21 protein-coding genes are annotated in these 21,660 nt (G+C 71.2%); 11 read left to right on the top strand and 10 right to left on the bottom strand.

Features of this window, described 5'->3' with window-relative positions:
• The first annotated feature begins 46 nt into the window (after nt 1-46).
• A complete protein-coding gene (locus ABD333_RS09190; protein WP_410557689.1) occupies nt 47-817 on the top strand; it encodes a DUF3159 domain-containing protein in 771 nt (256 codons plus the stop codon).
• Between the two features lie 23 nt (nt 818-840).
• Here the strand turns inward: ABD333_RS09190 and ABD333_RS09195 are convergent, their stop codons facing one another.
• Both ABD333_RS09195 and ABD333_RS09200 read right to left on the bottom strand, forming a co-directional pair.
• A complete protein-coding gene (locus tag ABD333_RS09195) occupies nt 841-1,500 on the bottom strand; it encodes a potassium channel family protein (protein WP_344539617.1) in 660 nt (219 codons plus the stop codon).
• Complete coding sequence (locus ABD333_RS09200; protein ID WP_344539619.1) at nt 1,500-2,165, bottom strand: potassium channel family protein; 666 nt, start codon at nt 2,163-2,165, stop codon at nt 1,500-1,502. Before ABD333_RS09200 ends, ABD333_RS09195 begins: the two co-directional genes overlap by 1 nt.
• Nucleotides 2,166-2,413: 248 nt before the next feature.
• On the opposite strand from ABD333_RS09200, the gene ABD333_RS09205 reads away from it, so the two are divergent.
• Both ABD333_RS09205 and ABD333_RS09210 read left to right on the top strand, forming a co-directional pair.
• Nucleotides 2,414-4,462, top strand: a complete 2,049-nt coding sequence (locus ABD333_RS09205) for an APC family permease (RefSeq protein ID WP_344539621.1) — start codon at nt 2,414-2,416, stop codon at nt 4,460-4,462.
• Nucleotides 4,455-5,801 (top strand): class I SAM-dependent RNA methyltransferase, encoded by a 1,347-nt coding sequence (locus ABD333_RS09210; protein WP_344539622.1) that lies wholly within the window; start codon nt 4,455-4,457, stop codon nt 5,799-5,801. The genes ABD333_RS09205 and ABD333_RS09210 overlap by 8 nt, the downstream gene beginning before the upstream one ends.
• A gap of 5 nt (nt 5,802-5,806) precedes the next feature.
• Here the strand turns inward: ABD333_RS09210 and ABD333_RS09215 are convergent, their stop codons facing one another.
• From ABD333_RS09215 to ABD333_RS09225, 3 genes are all read right to left on the bottom strand, one after another.
• Nucleotides 5,807-6,367: a dihydrofolate reductase family protein gene (locus ABD333_RS09215; RefSeq protein WP_344539624.1), complete on the bottom strand. Its 561-nt coding sequence runs from the start codon at nt 6,365-6,367 to the stop codon at nt 5,807-5,809.
• A 108-nt stretch (nt 6,368-6,475) separates the two neighbouring features.
• On the bottom strand, nt 6,476-7,234 hold the full coding sequence (locus ABD333_RS09220) for a class I SAM-dependent methyltransferase (RefSeq protein ID WP_344539626.1): 759 nt from the start codon (nt 7,232-7,234) through the stop codon (nt 6,476-6,478).
• 132 nt (nt 7,235-7,366) lie between these two features.
• Nucleotides 7,367-7,678, bottom strand: a complete 312-nt coding sequence (locus ABD333_RS09225; RefSeq protein ID WP_344539628.1) for a hypothetical protein — start codon at nt 7,676-7,678, stop codon at nt 7,367-7,369.
• Between the two features lie 152 nt (nt 7,679-7,830).
• On the opposite strand from ABD333_RS09225, the gene ABD333_RS09230 reads away from it, so the two are divergent.
• Both ABD333_RS09230 and ABD333_RS09235 read left to right on the top strand, forming a co-directional pair.
• Nucleotides 7,831-8,211, top strand: coding sequence for a helix-turn-helix domain-containing protein (locus tag ABD333_RS09230; RefSeq protein WP_344539630.1), 381 nt, complete (start codon nt 7,831-7,833; stop codon nt 8,209-8,211).
• Between the two features lie 112 nt (nt 8,212-8,323).
• Nucleotides 8,324-8,593, top strand: a complete 270-nt coding sequence (locus ABD333_RS09235) for a hypothetical protein (RefSeq protein ID WP_344539632.1) — start codon at nt 8,324-8,326, stop codon at nt 8,591-8,593.
• Between the two features lie 110 nt (nt 8,594-8,703).
• On the opposite strand, the gene ABD333_RS09240 is transcribed toward ABD333_RS09235, so the two are convergent.
• Nucleotides 8,704-9,726 (bottom strand): DUF1906 domain-containing protein, encoded by a 1,023-nt coding sequence (locus tag ABD333_RS09240; RefSeq protein WP_344539634.1) that lies wholly within the window; start codon nt 9,724-9,726, stop codon nt 8,704-8,706.
• A gap of 186 nt (nt 9,727-9,912) precedes the next feature.
• On the opposite strand from ABD333_RS09240, the gene ABD333_RS09245 reads away from it, so the two are divergent.
• Nucleotides 9,913-10,839 (top strand): LLM class F420-dependent oxidoreductase, encoded by a 927-nt coding sequence (locus ABD333_RS09245; RefSeq protein ID WP_344539636.1) that lies wholly within the window; start codon nt 9,913-9,915, stop codon nt 10,837-10,839.
• A 62-nt stretch (nt 10,840-10,901) separates the two neighbouring features.
• On the opposite strand, the gene ABD333_RS09250 is transcribed toward ABD333_RS09245, so the two are convergent.
• Nucleotides 10,902-12,368: an MFS transporter gene (locus ABD333_RS09250; protein WP_344539638.1), complete on the bottom strand. Its 1,467-nt coding sequence runs from the start codon at nt 12,366-12,368 to the stop codon at nt 10,902-10,904.
• Between the two features lie 120 nt (nt 12,369-12,488).
• On the opposite strand from ABD333_RS09250, the gene ABD333_RS09255 reads away from it, so the two are divergent.
• Nucleotides 12,489-13,241, top strand: a complete 753-nt coding sequence (locus tag ABD333_RS09255; protein ID WP_344539640.1) for a TetR/AcrR family transcriptional regulator — start codon at nt 12,489-12,491, stop codon at nt 13,239-13,241.
• Nucleotides 13,242-13,248: 7 nt separating this feature from the next.
• Here ABD333_RS09255 and ABD333_RS09260 read toward each other — a convergent pair whose 3' ends face one another.
• On the bottom strand, nt 13,249-14,100 hold the full coding sequence (locus tag ABD333_RS09260; protein WP_344539642.1) for a TIGR02452 family protein: 852 nt from the start codon (nt 14,098-14,100) through the stop codon (nt 13,249-13,251).
• 112 nt (nt 14,101-14,212) lie between these two features.
• Here ABD333_RS09260 and ABD333_RS09265 point away from each other — a divergent pair, with 112 nt between their 5' ends.
• From ABD333_RS09265 to ABD333_RS09280, 4 genes are all read left to right on the top strand, one after another.
• Nucleotides 14,213-14,986 carry a hypothetical protein gene (locus ABD333_RS09265; protein ID WP_344539644.1) on the top strand — a complete coding sequence of 258 codons (774 nt, stop codon included), beginning with the start codon at nt 14,213-14,215 and terminating at the stop codon, nt 14,984-14,986.
• Between the two features lie 69 nt (nt 14,987-15,055).
• Nucleotides 15,056-16,174, top strand: a complete 1,119-nt coding sequence (locus tag ABD333_RS09270; RefSeq protein ID WP_344539645.1) for a DUF3152 domain-containing protein — start codon at nt 15,056-15,058, stop codon at nt 16,172-16,174.
• A gap of 57 nt (nt 16,175-16,231) precedes the next feature.
• Nucleotides 16,232-17,686, top strand: coding sequence for a 3' terminal RNA ribose 2'-O-methyltransferase Hen1 (locus tag ABD333_RS09275; RefSeq protein ID WP_344539646.1), 1,455 nt, complete (start codon nt 16,232-16,234; stop codon nt 17,684-17,686).
• Nucleotides 17,683-20,262, top strand: a complete 2,580-nt coding sequence (locus tag ABD333_RS09280; RefSeq protein WP_344539647.1) for a polynucleotide kinase-phosphatase — start codon at nt 17,683-17,685, stop codon at nt 20,260-20,262. Before ABD333_RS09275 ends, ABD333_RS09280 begins: the two co-directional genes overlap by 4 nt.
• 77 nt (nt 20,263-20,339) lie before the next feature.
• On the opposite strand, the gene ABD333_RS09285 is transcribed toward ABD333_RS09280, so the two are convergent.
• Both ABD333_RS09285 and ABD333_RS09290 read right to left on the bottom strand, forming a co-directional pair.
• A complete protein-coding gene (locus ABD333_RS09285) occupies nt 20,340-20,615 on the bottom strand; it encodes a TFIIB-type zinc ribbon-containing protein (RefSeq protein WP_344539649.1) in 276 nt (91 codons plus the stop codon).
• Between the two features lie 67 nt (nt 20,616-20,682).
• Nucleotides 20,683-21,633, bottom strand: coding sequence for a phosphotransferase family protein (locus ABD333_RS09290; RefSeq protein WP_344539650.1), 951 nt, complete (start codon nt 21,631-21,633; stop codon nt 20,683-20,685).
• Nucleotides 21,634-21,660: the final 27 nt, after the last annotated feature.

The raw sequence follows: 21,660 nt of genomic DNA on the forward strand, positions 1-21,660 counted from the left end.
CGGCGCGGGCGAAAGGCCTCAGGTGAGAGAACTGGAGACGAACGGCGTGGGCGCTGAGACGAACCGATCGGCGGCCGGCGACGCCGCGCTCAAGCCCGACGGTGCCGCGGACGCCGCGGATGCCGCAGAGGGCGCCGCCGACGGCGCCGAGGCCGCGGACGGCGCCGCGGGCGCTCACGAGACCGTCGAGGCCGCGGTCCGGGAGCAGCTGTCCAAGGCGCTGGGCGGCGTGCGCGGCGTGATCGAGGCCGCCGTGCCCACGGCGGGGTTCACGCTCGCCTACCTGCTGACCGACCAGCTCAAGCTCTCGCTGGTCATCGCCGTCGCCGCCGCCGTGGTGCTGCTGATCGTCCGGGTGGCGCAGAAGTCCAACCCGCAGTTCGTGCTCAACAGCCTGTTCGGCATCGCGATCGCCGCGTTCTTCGCCATGCGCTCGGGCAAGGCCGAGGACGCCTTCCTGCCCGGCATCCTCTACAACTCCGGCTACGCGGTCGCCATGATCTTCTCGATCGTGGTCCGCTGGCCGGTGGTGGGCTTCATCATCGGCTCGGTCACCGGCGACCCCACCGCGTGGCGCGCCGACCCCGGGATCGTCAAGCTCTGCTCGCGCCTCACCTGGCTGCTGGTCCTGCCGTGCATCGTGCGCGTGGTGGTCCAGTACCCGCTCTACCTGGCGGGCCAGGTCGGCTGGCTCGGCGCGAGCAAGATCTTCATGGGCTGGCCGCTCCAGGTCGCCGCGTTCGCCGGGATGGCCTGGCTGCTCGCCCGGGGCCGGACGCCCATCGCCACCGCGAGATCGTCCGCCCCCGCCTCGTAAGGCACCCGGCCCGCCGCGGCCCGTCAGCGGGCGCTGAGGAGCTCGGCCAGCTCGTCCTCCACGTCCTGGCTGGCCACGAACATGAGCTCGTCGCCGGGCTCCAGGGTGTCGTCGTCGGCGGGCACCAGCACCCGGCCCTCGCGCAGGATGGCCACGAGCGCGGTGTCGCGGGGCCAGCTGACCGATCCCACCCGTTCGCCGCCCAGCGGGGCGTCCTCGGGGAGCGTGAGCTCGACCAGGTTGGCCTCGCCCTGGCGGAACGTCATCAGCCGCACCAGGTCACCGACGCTGACGGCCTCCTCGACCAGGGCCGACAGCAGGCGCGGCGTCGACACGGCCACGTCGACGCCCCACGACTCGTTGAACAGCCACTCGTTCTTGGGGTGGTTGATGCGGGCGACCACGCGCGGCACGCCGTACTCGGTCTTGGCCAGCAGGGAGACCACCAGGTTGACCTTGTCGTCGCCGGAGGAGGCGACGACGACCTGGCAGCGTTCGAGCGCGGCGTCGTCCAGTGAGGAGATCTCGCAGGCGTCGGCCAGCAGCCACTCCGCGCGGGGGACCATCTCGACCTTGATGGCCTTGGGGCTCTTGTCGATGAGGAGCACCTCGTGGCCGTTCTCCAGCAGTTCCTGCGCGATGGAGCGGCCGACCGCGCCGGCTCCAGCGATCGCGACCCGCATCAGTGGTTCTCCTCGATCCTGGTGGCCACGGCGTCGTGGATGCGCTCCAGGTCGTCGGCGCGGGCCATGATGTGCACGATGTCGCCGTCCTGGACGACCGTGTCGGGCTGCGGCACGAGCGCCTCGCCCATGCGCGACAGGAACGCCACGCGCGTGGCGGCGGCCTCCTCCAGGCGGGCGACCTTCTCGCCCACCCAGATCGAGCCCGTCTCCAGCTCGGCGAGCACGACCTCGCCGGTGGGGTCGCGCCACAGCGGCTCGGCGCCCTCGGGAAGCAGGCGCCGCAGGATCTGGTCGGCCGTCCAGCGCACGGTGGCCACCGTGGGGATGCCCAGGCGCTGGTAGACCTCGGCACGGCGGGGGTCGTAGATGCGGGCGACGACGTTGTCGACGCCGAACGTCTCGCGGGCGACCCGGGCCGAGATGATGTTGGAGTTGTCGCCGCTGCTCACGGCCACGAAGGCGGACGCCTGCTCGATGCCCGCCTCGGCGATGACGTCGCGGTCGAACCCGAACCCGGTGATGCGGCGGCCCCTGAACCCGCCCCGGAGCCGGCGGAAGGCTTCGGGGCTCTGGTCGATGATGGCCACCGAATGTCCTTTGTCCTCAAGGATGTGGGCGAGTGTCGAGCCGACCCGCCCACAGCCCATGATCACGATATGCACGGCCAATCCTTCCCCGGGGCCCGAGGATCGTCTGCGAAAGATCCTTGCCGGGCTGCAAAACTACACATCCGCCCAGGCAAGTACTACCCAAGCGGCAACGAGTCCAGCCCCGGGGAGGTTTCCGGCAGGTCCCCAGATTTCTCCGGCCAGAAGATCAACCTGCTGGAGCGGCCGTGGGGCGGCGACGGCGCGCGAGGCGGCCGGGGGCGTCGATGGCCCGTCACACCGAAGGGCTAGAGTCTCCTTCCGTGTCGAAGGCTTCGGACCTTGTCAAACGGCTGCTGCTCGGCCGGGCGCTGCGCAGCGCCCAGCAGCACGAGCAACTGCTCCCCAAGAGGATCGCGCTCCCGGTCTTCGCCAGCGACGCACTGTCCTCGGTCGCGTACGCGCCGCAGGAGATCCTGATCACGCTCGGCATCGCCGGGCTGGCCGCCTACCAGTACACGCCGTGGGTCGCCGCCGCCGTCGTGGTGATCCTGCTGACCGTCGTCGCCTCGTACCGGCAGAACGTCCGCGCCTACCAGAGCGGCGGTGGCGACTTCGAGGTCGCCACCGAGAACCTGGGCGGCAACTGGGGCGTGGTCGTGGCCAGCGCCCTGCTGGTCGACTACGTCCTCACCGTGGCGGTGTCGGTCTCGTCGGCCGTCGACAACCTGGGGGCCTTCGTCGGCTTCGTGGGCGACCACAAGGTCGCCTCGGCCATCATCATCGTCACCATCCTGACCGTGCTGAACCTGCGCGGCCTGAAGGAGTCGGGCGTCGCCTTCGCGATCCCGACCTACCTGTTCATGTTCGGCATCTTCAGCATGCTGATCTGGGGCTTCACCCGGATGGCCTTCGGCACCGAGCTCCGCGCCGACACCGCCCACCTCCAGGTGCACGGCGAGGACATGGGGGTCGGCGGCATCGCGCTGGCGTTCCTGCTGATGCGCGCGTTCGCCTCCGGCTGCGCCGCGCTGACCGGTGTCGAGGCGATCAGCAACGGCGTGCCGGCGTTCAAGAAGCCCAAGGGGCAGAACGCGGCGACCACGCTGCTGGCGCTGGGCGTGATCGCGATGACGATGTTCGCCGGCGTCACCGCCATGGCCTACATCACCGACGCCAAGTTCGCCGACCCGACGCACGGCAGCGCGCTGATCGACCCCAAGACCGGCCAGGACGTGTCCGAGCAGGATCCGGTGGTGGCCCAGGTCGCGCACACGGTGTTCAGCAACTTCACGCCGATGTTCGGCTTCGTGACGCTGATGACGGCCCTGATCCTGGTGCTGGCCGCCAACACCGCCTACAACGGCTTCCCGGTGCTCGGCTCGGTGCTGGCACAGAACCGCTACCTGCCCCGCCAGCTGCACACCCGGGGCGACCGGCTGGCGTTCAGCAACGGCATCATCATCCTCGCCACGGCGGCCGGGCTACTGATCTACGCGTACGGGGCGGACGTCTCCAAGCTGATCCAGCTCTACATCGTGGGCGTGTTCGTCTCGTTCACCGTCAGCCAGACCGGCATGGTCCGGCACTGGAACCGGCTGCTGCGGACCGAGGACGACCCGGCGCGGCGGCGCGAGATGCACCGCGCCCGGGCGATCAACACCTTCGGCCTGTTCATGACCGGCACCGTCCTGATCGTCGTGCTGATCACCAAGTTCACGCACGGCGCGTACATCGTCTGCATCGCGATGCCGATCCTCTTCCTGCTGATGAAGGGCATCCGGCGGCACTACGACCGGGTCGCCGAGGAGCTGGTGCCCTCCGGCGAGGACGTGGCGCTGCCCGCCCGCAACCACGGCATCGTCCTCGTCTCCAAGATCCACAAGCCCACCCTCCGGGCCCTCGCCTACGCCCGCGCCACCCGGCCGTCGACCCTGGAGGCGGTCACGGTCGCGGTGGACGCCGAGGAGTCCCAGCGGCTCCAGGACGAGTGGGACGCGCTGGACGTGCCGGTGCCGCTCAAGATCCTCGACTCGCCGTACCGGGAGATCACGCGGCCGGTGCTCGACTACGTCAAGGGCGTGCGCCGCAGGAGCCCGCGTGACGTGGTCACCGTCTTCATCCCCGAGTACGTGGTGGGGCACTGGTGGGAGCATCTGCTGCACAACCAGAGCGCCCTGCGGCTCAAGGGCCGGCTGCTCTTCCAGCCCGGCGTGATGGTCACCAGCGTGGCCTGGCAGCTGCACTCCTCCGACCGGCTCAAGGGCCGGGCGGAGCCGCTCGGCCCCGGCGCGTCCCGCCGCCCGCCGCGGCTGGCCCCCGAAGATGAGGGAGCACGCGCTGGTGGCGGTATCGTTTCGGAACGTGACTGATCCCGGATCTGAAGACGAGTACCTCGAGCTGGAGGTCGGCAACGTCGCCAACGGCGGCTTCTGCGTGGCCCGCCACGAGGGCCGGGTGGTGTTCGTGCGGCACGCCCTGCCGGGCGAGCGGGTGCGGGCCTGGGTCACCGACCGCACCAAGAACTTCCTGCGCGCCGACGCGATCGAGATCATCGAGCCGTCCGCGGACCGGGTCCTGGCGCCCTGCCCGTTCGCCGGTCCCGGCCGCTGCGGCGGCTGCGACTGGCAGCACGCCTCCCTGCCCGCCCAGCGCCGGCTGAAGGCGGCGGTGGTCGCCGAGCAGCTCGAACGCGTCGCCGGGATCACCCGTTCGGTCGTGGTCGAGGAGGTGCCGCAGCCGGTCGAGGACGAGGCGTACGTCCGCGGCCCGGGCCTCGGCTGGCGCACCCGCGTCCAGTTCACGGTGTCGGAAGGGGTCGTCGGGCTCCGCAAGCACCGCTCCCACGACATCGAGCCGGTCGACGAGTGCCTGATCGCCCACCCCGGCGTGGAGCTGATGGGCATCGAGCGGCACCGCTGGCCCGGCGCGTCCTCGGTCGAGGGCATCGTGTCGGCCTCCACCGGCGACCGCCTCGTCGTCCTGCGCGAACGCGGCCGCAAGCGGGCCCGCGTGCCCCGCCTGGAGGTGCCCGTCCGCCTGGTGCGCGGCAAGCCCGAGCCCGGCAAGTCGCTGCCCTACGTCCGCGAAGAGGTCGCGGGCCGGTTGTTCCAGGTCAGCGGCAGCGGCTTCTGGCAGGTGCACCCGGGCGCCGCCCGGCTCCTGTTCGACGCCGTTCTCGAAGCCCTCGAACCCAAGCCGGGCGAGATCGCGCTCGACCTCTACTGCGGCGTCGGCCTCTTCGCCGCCGGTCTCGCCGAACGGGTCGGCCGCGAGGGCCTCGTCGTCGGCATCGAGTCCGACGCCCAGGCCGTCCGCGACGCCAAGTTCAACCTGCGCGACCTGCCCAATGTCGCCATCGAGCGCGGCCCGGTCGAGGAGGTCCTCGGCGACCTGGAGTTCGGTCGCGCCGACGGCTCCGAGCGTTCCCAGAACAAGCGCACCACGGGCCACCGCGGCGGCGCCCGCGCCCGCGGCGCCGACATCGTCGTCCTCGACCCGCCCAGGGCGGGCGCGGGCAAGGAGGTCGTCGACCGCGTCGCCAAGCTGGCGGGCCGCAAGATCGCCTACGTCTCGTGCGACCCCGCCACGCTGGCCCGCGACCTGGCCTACTTCAGCGAGCGCGGCTGGACGCTGGAGTCGCTGCGCGCCTTCGACGCCTTCCCGCAAACTCACCATGTGGAGTGCCTCGCGACCCTCGTCCGCGGCTAGGGCGGCTAGGGGAGCGCTGGGTCGTGGCCGGTCGGCGCGTAGGTGAGGACGATCGCGCCCGACCGGAACGCCGTGACGTCGACCAGGTCGAACGTCGTCGGCATCCCGCCGTCGAAGAGGCGCTCGCCCTCGCCCATCACGACGGGACAGGTGATCAGGCGGATCTCGTCGATGACGTCGTGCGGCAGCAGCCGGCGCACCAGCTCGCCGCTGCCGAAGACGAGCAGGTCACCGGACAGCTCGGCCTTGAGCTTGCCGATCTCGTGCAGCACGTTCTCGCGGATGACGGTGGTGTTGTTCCACTCGGCCCGCTCCAGCGTGGCCGAGACGGCGTACTTGGGCATCGCGTTCAGCTTGTCGGCGTAGCCGGCGTCGTCGGACAGGTATGGCCACGCCGCAGCGAAACCCTCGTAGGTGAAGCGGCCCAGCAGTAACGCCTCGGCTTGCCGGATCTGCTTCAGGCTGTGCTCCACCGAGTCGCCGCTGACGTACTGGAACGCCCAGCGGTCCGGCCGCTCGATGACGCCGTCGATGGTGACGAAGACGGAGACGACGAGCTTGCCCATGGATGCTCCCTGACGAGTGCGTGATCTCAGTCTGGGAGCCGGGGACGCGCCCGGTCTTGTACGTGCGCGCCAGAGCCTTGGTCGCCAGTGACAAAGTCGTGCGGCGCCTCAGGCGGTGATGCGGATTTTAGACTGCTTGTGGGCGCCCGTCTCCCAGTCGTCCATGAACGTGGCGTCGAGCTTGTGCTTGGCGGCCAGGGCGACGAGCGTCTCGGTCCGATAGTAGAAGTCCTCCCGCAGCACCTGATGCTCTTTGCCCTCGGTGCGGTTGAACGTGAAGTCGAAAAACCCGCCCGGCGCGAGCACGCGCCCGATATGGGCGAAACATTCGTCGATGACGTCCAGCGGCGAATGCGAGAAGACACTGTGCGCGTGCACGACGTTGAAATGCTCCGCCGGCAGGAACTCCAGCCGCAGATCGCGCACGGGCGTCAGGTGCGGCACCTTCGCCTGAAGGTCGAAACGGACGATCGTCTCCTCGGCCGCGAACAGAATGTCGGGCGAGATGTCGATCCCGTAGTAGTCGCCGGGGTTCAGATGGTCGATGAACAGCCGGCCCGCCCGCAGGTTGCCGCAGCCGATCTCCAGCATCCGGTCGCCGGGCTTGAGCCCGTGTTTGACCAGGTACTCGAACTGCAGCTCGCCCAGCGCCAGCCAGCGCCTCTCCGACGGCGTCCCGACCGCGCCGAACGGCGTGCGCGAGGCGTCCGAACGCATGACCGCGCGGTAGTAACCCACATGGTCACGCGTCTTCACCCGCAGCCACGCGTCCCGGGCGAGACGGCGGGCGTACGGCGCGACCTTCCGCGGATTGCGCGCCGCATAACGGACCTTGTGCGCGAGGCTCGCACGATTCTTGGAAACCATCGCCCCAGTGAAGACCTCCCGCCTCCGGCAGGCAAGCCTTCGTTCTTAAAGATCGTTCTGAACACCGTGTTCGTTCGGAATTCTCAGATCAAGATCGTGAAATGCCCGCCGTTCCCACGGGAGCGGCTCGTTTCAGCGTCCCAGAAGGGCGATGAGGATTCCAGCCGCGACGGAGGCGGTGGCGGCGAGGAGGGAGAGCAGGGCGATGGTGTGCCGGAAGCGGTTGTCGAGGTGCGCCCGGGTCACCTGCTCGCGTTCGGCGGCGCTGAGCCGGGCGTCGATGTCCTCGATGAGCCTGGCCTGCTCGTCGGCCCGGCGTTCGTGCGATTCGTCGCGCTGGCACAGCAGCGCGAGCTGTCCCTCCTGGGTCGCCAACCGGACATCGATGCCGCGGCGGAGCTCGGAGATGGCGAGCTCCAGGGTGAACGCGCCGTCCTCGGTCACGGGGAACCACATCCTTACGTGTGCGTTTCTCACAATAGGTACGTATCGGTAATACTTCAAGGACTAAGCGGTAAGAGCAGGTAACGCGCTTGAAGGAAATCACCGACCTCCGGTTACTGGATGTTCCTTAATGTTTCCGTCATGCTGGTCGCATGGCTGGAGAGCTGGACAGGGAACGGATCGCCAAGTACGTGGTGGCCCGTCGTGGATCGCTCGGGCTCACCCAGGAGCAGCTGGCCGAGCGGGCCGGGGTCACGGTCAAGACGATCTACAACCTGGAGGCGGGCGAGCGGTGGCCGCAGGCTCGCACGCGCAGCGCGATCGAGACCGCGCTGGAGTGGCGGTCCGGTGATCTCGTGCGCGTGGGCGAGGGGCTGGAGCCGGCGCGGCAGGAGACCGACATGACCGTGGTGCTGCGCGAGCTGGAGGAGCTCAACGCCTACTTCGCCGACCTGCAGGCCGACTCGGGCGACAAGCGCCGGATGGCGCTGGCCTTCCTGCGCGCCCTGTACGGCGAGCCCGACGGACGCTGATTGTCGAAGTCTGAAAGATTTCCGGGTCTGACTGGTTGTTGCGGCTGCTGACTAACGGGCACACTGGTTGTGCCCGTCCAGGTCAAGAGCGTTCGCGAAGGAGGGACGGCACATGCGCGCAGTGCGACGCGCGGCGTGTCTCCTGCTTGTGGCGGCCGCCGGGCTGGCCTACGCCGTCCACGGCCGGACCGGCGTTCTCGCGATCGCCGTCGACGCGGCGCTGGTCCTCACCGTCGTGGTGTTCGGCCTCGGTGCCGTGCGGGTGTCCCGGGAGATCCGCGAGCAGCAGCGCCGCATCATCCGGCAACTGGAGATCCAGACACGGGTCGTGCACAACGCCGCCCGCCTGGCCGCCGAACGCCTCGACGAGACCAAGGACTGAACGTCCCGGCTGAGGACTGAACGCCTCGGCGAGACCAAGGACCGAACGGGTGGGCGGGCCGGGGCCGCCCGGTCTTGCCGGCGCGGTGTGGGCGGCCCCGGCGCGCCCGGCTATCTCCAGTAGAGGAGCTTGGCGGTCCCGCTGGCGACGGTCGCGGGAGCGGCCCCGTGCTGGATGAGCTGGAAGCGGACCCGGCGATCCTTGCCGATCCAGTCGGCCGAGGCGCCGTAGAGCAGGTTGGTCTCGTCGCCCACGGAGGCGAAGTCCTGGACGGCGCCGCTCTCGAACTTGGCGGGGTCGGCGTTCTCGACCTCGATGGCGCGTGCCTGGATACGGGTACCGGAGGGGACGCCCCGCAGCTTGATGTTCGCGCTGAGGGAGTAGTAGGCCGGCCCGTTCAGGACGCTGGGGCCGCCTTCATCGGCGTGCTGGTGCTCGGTGTCGGAGTATTCGACGTTCCACCTGACGGTGGTCCACACCCCGGGGGGAAGGTCCTGCTCGGTGGCTCCGACGGACACGTACTCGGGCATATCGTCCTCCACGGGTGAGACGCCGACGCGCCACTGCCCGTAGTCGGCTTTCACGGCGCGGTCGTAGTCGACGGTCACGCCGTTGAGCTGATGGTCGTTGGAGTACTGCTGGAGCTGGGCCCGCGCGTCCCAGCGGCCACCCGACCAGGCGTAGGTCTGCCAGCCGTAGGTGACCTTCTTCGCGTCGAACGCGCGCTTGAGCGGGCCGTATCCGGCGTAGACGCCCACGCGCCCGCGGCCGATGACGCTCGCCGCGCCGTCGAGATAGGCGTTGATCGCGGCCTGCTGGGAGGCGGAGGCGTCGAAGTCGACGGCGAAGTAGATCGGCCGCCCGGACGGCATGCCGACCGCGAGGGCCTGCCGGTCGGCGTCGCGGGCGTCGGCGATCCCGCCCGTCCTGCCGGACAGCGCGCGGGACGCCGTGGTCTCCCACACGACGACCAGCCACAGGCCGGCGTCGGAGAGCTGGTCGGCTTCGGCCCTGGTGAGGTTCTTTCCGGTGGTGTCGTGCGAGAGATAGCGGCACACGAACTTCGCGCCGGCGCGCTTCAGGGCGGCCGGACCGGGCCGTCCCCACGCGTAGTCGACGCCGAAAACTGCCATCTCGGGCTCCGTTCGTCTGGACGATTCAACACGTGCGTCCGCTCTGACGCAGCCGATTCGCAACAGATGCTGATTTTCGAGTCGTAGGGGATATGTGCCCACACGGCATGCCCCACAGGGAGGTGTTCATGTCCCTGCGGGGGACCCGTCGTCGCGCCGTCCGGACGCGCGTACGAGGATGGGGCCATGCGTCTTCGGATCTTCACCGAGCCCCAGCAGGGGGCGAGTTACGAGACATTGTCGTCAGTGGCCAGAGCCACGGAGGACCTGGGGTTCGACGGGTTCTTCCGGTCCGATCACTACCTGAAGATGGGCGACGTGTCCGGCGAGCCCGGCCCGACGGACGCCTGGATCACGCTGGCCGCGCTGGCCCGCGAGACCAGCCGCATCCGGCTCGGCACGCTGATGACGGCGGCCACGTTCCGGCTGCCCGGCCCGCTCGCCGTCTCGGTGGCGCAGGTGGACCGGATGAGCGGTGGCCGCGTCGACTTCGGCATCGGCACCGGCTGGTTCGAGGAGGAGCACGCCGCGTACGGCATCCCGTTCCCGAGCCTGAACGAGCGGTTCGAACGGCTGGAGGAGCAGCTGGAGATCCTCACCGGGCTCTGGGGGACACCGCAGGGCGCGACGTACGACTTCGAGGGCACGCACTACCGGCTGGCCGGTTCGCCCGCGCTGCCCAAGCCGGCACGGCCCGGCGGCCCGCCGGTGATCATCGGCGGTTTCGGCGCGAAGCGCACGCCACGGCTGGCGGCCCGGTTCGCCGACGAGTACAACCTGCCGTTCCACAAGATCGAGGACACGGAGGCGGCGTTCGGGCGGGTCCGCAAGGCCTGCGAGGAGGCCGGCCGCACCAAGCCCATGGTCTACTCCGCCGCCCAGGTGGTGTGCTGCGGCCGCGACGAGGCGGAGCTCAAACGCCGCGCCGACGCCATCGGGCGGGACGTGGCGGAGCTGCGCGAGAACGGCCTGGCCGGTTCGCCCGCCGAGCTGGTCGACAAGATCGGCCGATTCGCCGAGCTCGGGACCGAGTGCGTCTACCTCCAGGTGCTCGACCTGGACGACCTCAACCACCTGGAGCTGCTGGCCTTCGAGGTGCTCAACCGGCTCTGACCACGGACGAGTCCCGCTCCCGGAGCTCCGGGAGCGGGACTCGTCCGCGTGCAGGCCCGTCGCTAGTGGACGGGCTCCTGATCGGGGCGGGGGTGTTTCGGCAGCAGGAACGTGACGGCGAAGCTCAGCGCGAGCATGCCGGCCACCACCCAGAGCGTCACGTCCATGGCGTGCTCGAAGTTCGCGCCGGACGCCGCGAGGTGATCGCCGAGCAGCTGGAAGAAGATCGTGCCCAGCACGGCGGCGCCGAGGGCGCTGCCGAGCTGCTGGACGGCGGTGAGCGTGCCGCCCGCGGCGCCGGTCTCGTGCGGCTCGACCCCGGCGAGGACGGTGTCGAAGAACGGGGCCATCAGCAGGCCCATGCCGATCCCGGTGACGACGAGGGCGGGGGCGAGCTGCCACGGGGTGACGCCCACCCCGGCCGCCTGAAGGGTCGCGGCGACGCCGAGGACGCCGCCGGCCATGATGACGGTGCCGCCGTGGATGACCTTGCGGCCGAACCGGGTCACCGCCTGGGCGAGGCCGAAGCCGACCACGATGCCCAGTGACCAGGGGATCTGCGCCATACCCGCCTTGAAGGGCGAGTAGCCGAGCCCCAGCTGGGTGTAGAGCCCGAAGACGAGGGCGAAGCCGGCCATGCCGGAGAAGAACACGATGCCGACGGCCAGGCCGCCGCTGAAGCCGCGCTTGCGGAAGAGGCTCGGCATGATCAGCGGGTCGCCCCCGGCGCGCTGCTTGCGCAGCTCGTACCAGACGAAGACGGCGAACACCGCGGCCGAGCTGGCGAACAGGGCGAACATCCAGGCCGGCCAGCCCAGCTCGCGGCCCTGTACGAGCGGGTAGACCAGCAGGCCGGCGCCGATCGCGGCCAGCGCGGCGCCGACGACGTCCAGGCGGTCGGCGCGCCGCGCCTTCGACTCGGGCAGGAACTTCAGCCCGGCCAGCAGGGCGGCGATCCCGACCGGCAGGTTGATCAGAAAGATCATGCGCCAGCCGGTGCCGAAGAGGTCGGCGTCGATGAGCCAGCCCGCCAGCACCGGGCCGCCGACCGACGACAGGCCCATGACCGGGCCGAACGCGCCGAACGCGGCACCCATCTCCTTGGGCGGGAACATCTCCTTGATCATGCCGATGCCCTGGGGCAGCATCACGGCGCCGAACAGGCCCTGCAGCACCCGCGCGCCGACCAGCATCCCGGGCGACACCGCGAGCCCGCACAGCAGCGAGCCGGCCGTGAAGCCGGCCGCGCCGATCAGGAACATGCGTTTGCGGCCGTAGAGATCGCCGAGCCGGCCGCCGGTGATGAGGCCGACCGCCATGGCGAGGGTGTATCCGGCGGCCAGCCACTGGATCATGCCCGCCGAGCCGCCGATGTCGGCGCGGATGGTCGGCGCGGCGATCGTGGTGATCAGCGCGTCCAGCAGGTCGAGGATCTCGCCGGCCAGGATCACGAAAAGCGCGGCCCAGCGCCAGCGGTAGAGCGTCTGCGCGGCCCCGGCTCCGGGGTTCGCGTCGGCGGTGGCGGTCATCGGAGGCTCCAAGGGGGAGGGAACGGCATTCGTCGCTACGAACACCGTTCTACGGACGAACAGCGTTCGTGTCAAGTACGATGTTCGTGCCGCAGGACGACGAGAGAAGCCGGAGGGCGCATGGCAACGGTCGATCAGGGCCCGGACGCGGAGATCCCCGCGCCCCCGTGGAAGCGCCGCCGCCCCCCGGCGAAGGCCAGGCAGCCGCTCAGCCAGGATCTGATCGTCGACACCGCGCTGCGGGTGCTGGACGCCGAGGGGCTCGACGCGGTCAGCATGCGCCGGGTCGCCCAGGAGCTCGGCACCGGTCCCGCGTCGCTGTACGCGCACGTCTCCAACAAGGAGGAGCTCCTGGAGCTCCTGCTCGACCGGGTGTCAGGTGAGGTGAGCCTGCCCGAGCCTGACCCCGCGCGCTGGCGCGAGCAGGTCAAGGAGGTCGCTCACGAGATCCACCAGGTGCTGAGCGCCCACGCCGACATCGCCCGGGTGCCGCTCGGCATGATCCCCACCGGCCCCAACGCGCTGCGCCTCAACGAGCGGCTGCTCGGCGTCCTGCTGGCGGGCGGGGTTCCGCCTCAGATCGCGGCGTGGGCGGTGGACCGCATCTACCTCTACGTCAACTCCGACGCCTACGAGGGCTCCATCCACGTGACCAAGCAGCGCGCCAGTGGCCTGGAGCCCGCGGAGTACATGGCGGGATTCCTCGGCCAGGTCCGCGAGTTCTTCACGAGCCTGCCCGCCGACCGTTTCCCGGCGACCGTGCGGCACGCGCCCGAGCTCATGTCCGGCGACGGCGAGGACCGGTTCGAGTTCGGCCTGGAACTGCTCGTGCGCGGCCTGGAGTCGTACGTGCGGGGTGCTGGGAAGGACTGACGGCCCGCTAGCCCAGGACGCGGTCGAACGCGGCGTGGCGCGGGGCACCCTTGGCGGTGTCCCAGACCGCGAAGACGACGTGCTCGAACCGACCGGCGAACTCGCCGCCGGGGCGCAGCGGCTCGGCGAAGGCCTCAGCGACCTCGGCGGGATCGTTGCGGAAGACGCCGCACCCCCACGCGCCCAGCACCAGCCGCCGGTGCCCGTGCCCGACGGCCGCGGCGAGCACCTTGCGCGCACGCAGCCGCAGCACTTCGGGAATCCGGGCGGCCCGGGCCTCGTCGCGGATCGCCCCCCGGTTGGGCGCCGGCGAGGTCAGGAAGGCCACGTCGTACGGCTCCTCCAGCAACCGCCCCGCGTCGTCGCGGAACACCGGGACGGCGGGGGAGTAGATCATGTGGTCGCTGTAGAGCAGGTCGCCCTGCGCGCGGTGGAAGTCGTAGAACTCGCGGGCCGCGCGCAGCGACGCGTACAGGGCCGACGACCGGGCCAGCCCCTCCTCCTGGGCGTGCGCGCCGTTCAGGAAGCCGCCGCCCGGGTTCTTCGCGGACGCGAAGTTGAGCGCCAGCGGCACACCCTCCGGAGCACTTCCCGGCATGCCGCACGGACCGCGCAGCCGCCGCGCCGCGGCCAGGGTCGTCTCGCCGGTGACCTCGACACGGGTCTCCAGGCCCGGTGACGCGGGGAGCCCGGCGAGCAGGGCGTCCAGCTCTTCAGGCCGGTGCAGGACGGTGCCGCGCACGGTCGCGTCCACGGCGCCGGCGACGGTCACCGTGCGGCCCGACGGCGCGACGTAGCCGCCGCGATCGAGGATGGCCACGGTCTCTTGGGCGGTCTGCCGCCTGGGATGTCTGCTCATTTCCCGCAGAGTGTCTCGCCGTCCCGCGACCGGCGACAACGCAATATCACCTTCAAGTAGAAATGCCGGATATGCCTGCACGGGCGGGATGGAGTGGTGTAGATACCGGGAAATGCCTGAATACTCATCCGTACGCCGCGTTCAGTACCTGGGCCTCGCCGTCGTCCTCGTCGTGTCGTCGCTCGGAACGGGGGCCTGCAAGGCAGGGAAGAAGAAGCGCAAGTCCAGCTCCCACGGGATCGCGACCACGCAGTCGCCCGCGGCCACGCCCGCGACGACCACGCCGGCCGAGGCCGACAACGGCCTGGCGAACAAGCCGCCGAACGTGATCCTCGCCCGGGTCTCCGCCGCGCTGCGCGGCGCCACCGCCCTGCACGCCAAGGGCAGCATGAAGGACGGCCGTGACCTGATCGCCTTCGACATGGCGTTCACCCGGCAGGGCGCCGCCAAGGGCAGGATCCGCGGGCCGATCCGGGGCAAGAACATCACCCTTGAGGTCATCGTCCTCAACGGCAAGGCCTACCTGCGGGGCCGTCAGTTCTGGCTGGCGGCGGGCGGGCAGGCCGCGGCACGGCGCATGGGCTCCAAGTGGATGGTCGTGCCCGGCAAGCGGCAGCCGGCCGGCGGAAACCTCAGCCTGAAGGGGTTCGCCAGGGCGCTCAAGCCGGGCGGGCGGGTGGTCAAGCTCGCGCCCGCGACGCTGCGCGGACAGCGGGTGATCCGGCTGATGGACATGTCCGACCGCTCGGTGCTCTTCGTCGCCGCGACCGGCAAGCCGTACCCGCTGCGCGTCCAGGAGCGGGGCGGGCGGCAGTTCCTGGACTTCGACCGGTTCGACGTACCGGTCACGATCACGAGGCCGATGAACGTGGTGTCGCGCCCCTAACGGGTAGATTTCCGGCACCCGGGGGCGGGTGCATGTTGCGAAATGATCAAATGGGCGCGTCTTTCTGGCATGCTTTCCAGCGTCATGCAGCCCCCACGTTCCCGCCCGGGCCGGCGCCGGCGCCGACCCGAACCCCCACGGCGGCACCCCGCGCCCCCCGGGCCCGGCCGGCAGCAGAGCGGCCCCGAGCCCTCTGGGCCCGACCCGTACGGACCCGACCCGTATGGGTCCGAGCCGTACGGGTCCGACAGTTACGGGTCCAGCACGTACGGGCCCGACACCTACGGGCCGGATGTCTACGGCACCGACACCTACGGCGGCCCGCCCCGCCGGCGCGATCCCTACCAGGGCTCCAGCGGGATGGGACAGGACCTGGACCGGGCGTTCGTGGGCGCGTCGCGCAGCCGCCGGCTGTTCCGCATCATGGTGGTGATCGTCGTCGGGCTGATCCTGCTGGCCGGGATCGGCGCGTTCGGGTTCCTCATCTTCGGGTCGCCCGGCGGCTCGGGCGGCCTGGCCGCGCCGCGCACCGACCCCGGACCGAAGAACAGCCCGAAAGGGCACGTCGACTCGGCTCCCGACGCCCCGCCCGTCATCACCCCGCGGCGCCCGCTCTACATCCCGGTGCGCGGGACCGGTCGTTTCCTCCGCCCGGCGGTGGGGACGGGCCGCGTCCACGGCCGCGGCAAGGTGCTGCGCTACATGGTCGAGGTGGAGGGCGGCATCCGCCAGCGGCCCGTGGTCTTCGCGCAGAGCGTCGACAGGATCCTCGCCGACCCGCGCGGCTGGACCTCCGGGGGCAAATGGGGGTTCCAGCGGGTGTCCTCCGGCCAGTACGACTTCGTGGTGCGGCTGGCCTCGCCTGGAACGGTCGACAAGCTGTGCGGCGCGTACGGCCTGGAGACCAAGGGGCAGGTCAACTGCAGCGGCGGCAAGCAGGTCGTGGTCAACCTCCGGCGCTGGCTCCTGCTGACCACCTACTACAAGGGCCAGCCGGACCACTACCACGCGCTCGTCATCAACCACGAGGTCGGCCACAGGCTGGGTTACGACCACATGACCTGCGCCGGGAAGGGCCGTCTCGCGCCGGTCATGCAGCAGCAGATCTTCGGGCTGAAGGGGTGCCGGATCAACGGCTGGCCGTACGACCGGCGAGGCCGGTTCGTCACCGGCCCGGCCGTTCCCTAGATCGTTCCAGCGGAAATGCGCTGGGAACGCGGCGGCCCGGTCCGCCATCCTTGAGGCGTGCTGCTTACCATCACGACGACCTTGTCCCCTGCCACCGACCTGGGCTTTCTGCTGCACAAGCATCCCGATCGGGTGCAGCCGTTCGAGCAGGCCTTCGGCACCGCGCACGTCTTCTACCCGGACGCGGACGCCGACCGCTGCACGGCCGCGCTGCTCCTCGACGTCGACCCGGTCAAGCTGGTGCGCACGCGTGGCAGGGGCACGCCCGACTTCTCGCTCGGCCAGTACGTGAACGACCGGCCCTACGCCGCGTCGTCGCTGCTGGCGTCGGCGATGGCGGGCGTCTTCCGCACCGCGATGCGCGGCCGCTGCGACCTGCGGCCCGAGCTCGCGGAGACGGCGCTGCCCTTGGAGATCACGCTGCCCGCGCTGCCCTGCCGGGGCGGCCCGGCCCGCGCCGAACGCTACTTCGCGCCGCTCGGCTGGCAGGTCACGGCGACCCGGGTGCCGCTCGACCCGGAGTTCGCGGACTGGGGCGACTCGCGGTACGTCTCGCTGACGCTGACGGGACGGCTGAAGCTCTCCGAGGCCCTCAACCAGCTGTACGTGCTGCTGCCGGTGCTGGACGACGCCAAGCACTACTGGATCGCGTCTGACGAGGTCGACAAGCTGATCCGGGCCGGTGAGGGCTGGCTGGCCGCGCACCCGGACCGGGCCGACATCACCCGCCGCTACCTCGCCAACCGGCGCGGGCTCGTCCGGACCGCGCTCGCCCGGCTCGCCGACTCCGACGGCGCGCCCGAGGACGAGCTCGACCGCGACCCGATCGAGGAGGAGCCGCCCGCGGTCGACCCCACGGCGGCCGAGCCCGGCGCCGCGCCGGAGGCCGAGTCCACGGCCGCCGCGCCGCCGGTGCCGCTCGCCGAACGGCGCATCCAGGCCGTGCTGGAGACGCTGCACGCGCAGCGGGCGCCGCGCGTCATCGATCTCGGCTGCGGCTCGGGCAAGCTGGTCGCGCGGCTCAAGCAGGACGCCTACTTCCAGCGGATCGTGGGCGTCGACGTGTCCGACCGCGCGCTGCACGGTGCCCGCCGCCGCGGGGAGCCCGATGAATCCCGGTCCGACCGGCCGCCGCGGGTGGAGGTGTTCCAGGGCGCGCTGACGTACGCCGACGAACGTTTCCGCGGCTACGACGCGGCCGTGCTGATGGAGGTCATCGAGCACATCGACCCGCCGCGGCTGCCCGCCGTGGAACGGGTGGTGTTCGGCGACGCCAAGCCCCGCGTGGTGGTCGTCACGACGCCCAACTCCGAATACAACGTGCGGTACGAGGGGCTGGCGCCGGGCGCGATGCGCCACCCCGACCACCGTTTCGAATGGACCCGCGCGGAGTTCCGCCGATGGGCCGAGCGGGTCGCCGCCGACCACGGCTATCAGGTCCGCTACGTGCCCGTGGGCGACGACGATCCTGAGGTCGGGGCCCCGACCCAGCTGGGAGTGTTCGCCCGATGACCGAGATCACCGAGACCACCCCCACCGAGATCCGCCTGCCCGAGATGGGGCTCGTCGTGCTCGTCGGCGTCTCCGGCTCCGGCAAGTCGCACTTCGCCCGCAGGCACTTCAAGCCGAGCCAGGTGGTGTCGTCGGACTACTGCCGGCTCGTGGTGGCCGACGACGAGAACGACCAGGCCGCGACTGGCGACGCGTTCGACCTGCTCAACTACATCGTCCGCAAACGGCTGCGGCGTGGGCTGCTGACCGTCGTGGACGCCACCAACGTGCAGCAGAAGGCCCGCCAGTCGCTGCTCCAGATCGCCAAGGACCACGACGTGCTGTCCGTGGCGATCGTCCTGGACGTGCCCGAGCACGTCGCCGCCGAGCGTAACGCCGCTCGCCCCGACCGCGACCTGCCCGATCACGTGATCCCGCGCCAGCGCCGCGAGCTGCGGCGCGGCCTGCGGTCGCTGGGCCGCGAGTTCAAGCGCTCGTACGTTCTGACCGGCGTGGACGAGATCGACGCCGCGACGATCACGTACGAGAAGGCGTGGACGGACAAGCGCGAGCTCACCGGGCCGTTCGACATCATCGGCGACGTCCACGGCTGCCGCGCCGAGCTGGAGGAACTGCTCGGCGAGCTGGGCTACGAGATCGAGCGCGACGCGCTCGGCCGCGCCGCGGGAGCCAACCACCCCGGCGGACGCACCGCCGTCTTCGTCGGCGACCTGGTCGACCGAGGGCCGGACACGCCGGGCGTGCTGCGCCTGGTCATGGGCATGGTCGAGGCGGGTCAGGCGCTGTGCGTCTCCGGCAACCACGAGAGCAAACTGGTGCGGGCCATGCGCGGCAAGAAGGTGCGCGTCGCGCACGGCCTGGCCGAGTCGCTCGACCAGCTGGCCGCCGAGCCGGACGACTTCCGCGACCGTGCCCTGGGGTTCATGGACGGCCTCATCAGCCACTACGTGCTGGACGAGGGACGTCTGGTCGTCGCGCACGCCGGGCTGAAGGAGGACTACCACGGACGTGCCTCGGGACGTGTCCGCTCGTTCGCCCTCTACGGCGACACGACCGGGGAGACCGACGAGTACGGGCTGCCGGTGCGCTACCCGTGGGCCAACGACTACCGCGGCAAGGCGATGGTCGTGTACGGGCACACGCCCGTTCCCGAGCCGGAGTGGATCAACAACACGATCTGCCTGGACACCGGAGTGGTGTTCGGCGGGAAGCTGACCGCGCTCCGGTATCCGGAGCGCGAGCTGGCCGCCGTGCCCGCCAAGCAGGTCTGGTACGAGCCGACGCGGCCGCTCGTGCCCGTCCCGGCCATGAAGGCGGGCGGGCACCGCGAGTCCGACGTCCTCAAGATCGAGGATGTGCTGGGGAACGAGGGGGTCGAGACGACCCTGATGGGCCGGGTCTCGGTCCGGCACGAGAACGCGCTCGCGGCCCTGGAGGTGATGAGCCGGTTCGCGATCGACCCGCGCTGGCTGGTCTACCTGCCGCCGACGATGGCGCCGCCCGCGACCTCGTCCCTGCCCGGCTACCTGGAGCACCCGGCCGAGGCGTTCGCCGCGTACCGCGAGCAGGGTCTCGACCGCGTGATCTGCGAGGAGAAGCACATGGGATCGCGGGCCGTGGTGGTCGCGGCGCGCGACGCCGAGGTGGCGGCCGGCCGTTTCGGCGTGACCGACGGCACCACCGGCGCGATCTTCACCCGGACGGGGCGCGCGTTCTTCCGTGACCCGGCGCGCACCGCCGAGGTCCTCGACCGCGTCCGGACGGCGATCGCCGGTGCCGGGCTCTGGGACGAGCTGGAGACCGGCTGGCTCGTTCTGGACTGCGAGCTGCTGCCGTGGTCGGCCAAGGCCATGGACCTGATCCGGACGCAGTACGCGGCGACCGGCGCGGCCGCCCGGGCGGCGCTGCCGATGGCGTCGGACGCCCTCGCCCGCGCCGCCGCCCGCGGCCTGGACGTCGGCGGCCTGCGCGAGCGCGTCGACCGGCGCACCGCGAACGCGGCGCTGTTCCGCGAGGCGTACGCCCGCTACTGCTGGCAGGTGGACGGCCTGACCGGGCTGAAGCTGGCGCCGTTCCAGGTGCTGGCGGGCGAGCGGCGCACGTGGGCCACGTCCCGCGAGCACGACTGGCACATGGAGATCACGGGGCGGCTGGCCGGGACCGACCCGGCCGGGCTGATCACCGGCACCGGCTCCCTGGTCGTCGACCTGGGCTCGCCGGCGTCGGTGACCGCCGCCACGGACTGGTGGACGGAGCGGACCGAGGCCGGGGGAGAGGGCATGGTGGTCAAGCCGCTCGGCCCGCCGCCCGAGGACCGGAAGGTGCAGCCCGGCATCAAGTGCCGGGGCCGCGAGTACCTGCGGATCATCTACGGACCGGACTACACCGAGCCGGAGAACCTCGGCCGGCTCCGCAACCGCTCGCTCGGGCGCAAGCGCTCGCTCGCGATGCGCGAGCACGCGCTCGGCCTGGAGGCGCTCGACCGCCTCACCGCCGGGGAGCCGCTCTGGCGCGTGCACCAGGCGGTGTTCGCCGTCCTCGCGCTGGAGTCCGAGCCCGTCGACCCGCGCCTGTAATCACCGGCGCGGTGCCGCCGGGTCATGTCAAGGCGGTCGCTTCTCCGTCTGTGGCGAAGGAGCGACCGCCCGCGGCCTCAGGTGGTGAAGAGCATGTGGAAGACGCTCCCGTGGTGGGGGCGGTGGTGGTGCCCACCGTGGTGATGGTGATGGACCGCCGCGGGTGCGCCCCAGGCCGGAGCCGCGGGGGCGGCGGGAGCGGCGGGCGGCGCGTGGAAGTTGGCCGCCATGTTGCTGAGGGCCTCGAGCTCGCCGTAGTCGAGGAAGATGCCCCGGCAGTTGTCACATTGCTCGATGTGAACGCCGTTGCGGGTGTACGTCCGCATCACGCCACGACACTTAGGGCAGTGCATGCCTTCTTGTCCTTCCGGTATGGAATCCCCAGGTAGAGGCTAAATCTAGAGCAGTCCCCACGTCACGTCATGCCGGAATGCCCGCGGTGGAGATTCTGCGGCAGGCATCGACGAGCGCGCGTTCCGGCTCTTCGAGCGGTCGGTCCCCCTCCCGCGCGGATATGACGCACGTGGCGGCGATTTGGATCACGAGAGTTCGGGCCGGTACGTCCAAGGTCGTCCATGGGTTCGCGTGCGGCGGCACCGCGGGCCCTCCCGCCGCCTGGTAGGCCCCCAGCAGGCGTTCCCAGTCGTCCGGCGGCAGCACGCCCGCCGAGTAGAGCGCGGCGGGCCGGGCGAGGTCCCAGGCCGGATCGCCCGCTCCGAGATCTTCCACATCGATGAGCCGCCAGGCCCCGGAGGCGTCCTGGACCATCTGCCCCAGGTGCCAGTCGCCATGGATCAGGCACCGGGCACCACCCGCGGGCTCGTCGGCCTCGCCGCGAATCCAGGAGGGAAGGGTGGCGAACGCGCGACGGATCTCGACCGCCGCCGGGCCGTCCTCCAGCCGGGAGACCAGCCGCGCGACCCGCGCCGGGCGGCCCCAGCCCGGTGCCCGCGGGGGCACGGGCACGGCATGGAGCTCCGCGAGCAACCGTCCGCCGTCCTCCCAGGGCAGCGGGCCGGCCGGGTCGACCGGAGTCCCGTACGGCCAGACCGTGACCACCCGGCCGCCGATCTCGCGCCGGGGTCCGAGCGGCCGGAGGAGGAGGGCCGGCAGGCCGGCGGCGATCTCCATCCGCCGTTCCAGCAGCGGGCCGCCGTCCCGGTCCGGCTGGTGGGCCTTGACGACCACGTCACCGAGCCGTACGACCAGCACCGAGTGCCGGTCGTACAGCACCTCCGGCTCCGCCAGCGCGCCCGCCGGTGCGCCCGCCGGTGCGCCCGCCGGTGCGCCCGCCGGTGCGCCCGCCGACCCGGCCGCGGCGCGGCCGAGGTCGGCGAGCGAGGCCAGGAGGCCGGACCTGTCGGAAAGCATCCGATCAGTTAACCATCAGCCCATCGG

It is taken from the genome of Actinomadura fulvescens (genome assembly GCF_039533225.1).
Taxonomy (GTDB): Bacteria; Actinomycetota; Actinomycetes; order Streptosporangiales; family Streptosporangiaceae; genus Spirillospora; species Spirillospora fulvescens.

What these genes read in the sequence shown, in the direction of transcription:
- ABD333_RS09250 (WP_344539638.1), bottom strand. Translation starts at nt 12,368, where the DNA reads ATGACCGCCACCGCCGACGCGAACCCCGGAGCCGGGGCCGCGCAGACG.
- ABD333_RS09230 (WP_344539630.1), top strand. Translation starts at nt 7,831, where the DNA reads ATGGCTGGAGAGCTGGACAGGGAACGGATCGCCAAGTACGTGGTGGCC.
- ABD333_RS09290 (WP_344539650.1), bottom strand. Translation starts at nt 21,633, where the DNA reads ATGCTTTCCGACAGGTCCGGCCTCCTGGCCTCGCTCGCCGACCTCGGC.
- ABD333_RS09195 (WP_344539617.1), bottom strand. Translation starts at nt 1,500, where the DNA reads ATGCGGGTCGCGATCGCTGGAGCCGGCGCGGTCGGCCGCTCCATCGCG.
- ABD333_RS09255 (WP_344539640.1), top strand. Translation starts at nt 12,489, where the DNA reads ATGGCAACGGTCGATCAGGGCCCGGACGCGGAGATCCCCGCGCCCCCG.
- ABD333_RS09260 (WP_344539642.1), bottom strand. Translation starts at nt 14,100, where the DNA reads ATGAGCAGACATCCCAGGCGGCAGACCGCCCAAGAGACCGTGGCCATC.
- ABD333_RS09220 (WP_344539626.1), bottom strand. Translation starts at nt 7,234, where the DNA reads ATGGTTTCCAAGAATCGTGCGAGCCTCGCGCACAAGGTCCGTTATGCG.
- ABD333_RS09270 (WP_344539645.1), top strand. Translation starts at nt 15,056, where the DNA reads ATGCTTTCCAGCGTCATGCAGCCCCCACGTTCCCGCCCGGGCCGGCGC.
- ABD333_RS09240 (WP_344539634.1), bottom strand. Translation starts at nt 9,726, where the DNA reads ATGGCAGTTTTCGGCGTCGACTACGCGTGGGGACGGCCCGGTCCGGCC.
- ABD333_RS09265 (WP_344539644.1), top strand. Translation starts at nt 14,213, where the DNA reads ATGCCTGAATACTCATCCGTACGCCGCGTTCAGTACCTGGGCCTCGCC.
- ABD333_RS09285 (WP_344539649.1), bottom strand. Translation starts at nt 20,615, where the DNA reads ATGCACTGCCCTAAGTGTCGTGGCGTGATGCGGACGTACACCCGCAAC.
- ABD333_RS09280 (WP_344539647.1), top strand. Translation starts at nt 17,683, where the DNA reads ATGACCGAGATCACCGAGACCACCCCCACCGAGATCCGCCTGCCCGAG.
- ABD333_RS09215 (WP_344539624.1), bottom strand. Translation starts at nt 6,367, where the DNA reads ATGGGCAAGCTCGTCGTCTCCGTCTTCGTCACCATCGACGGCGTCATC.
- ABD333_RS09235 (WP_344539632.1), top strand. Translation starts at nt 8,324, where the DNA reads ATGCGCGCAGTGCGACGCGCGGCGTGTCTCCTGCTTGTGGCGGCCGCC.
- ABD333_RS09245 (WP_344539636.1), top strand. Translation starts at nt 9,913, where the DNA reads ATGCGTCTTCGGATCTTCACCGAGCCCCAGCAGGGGGCGAGTTACGAG.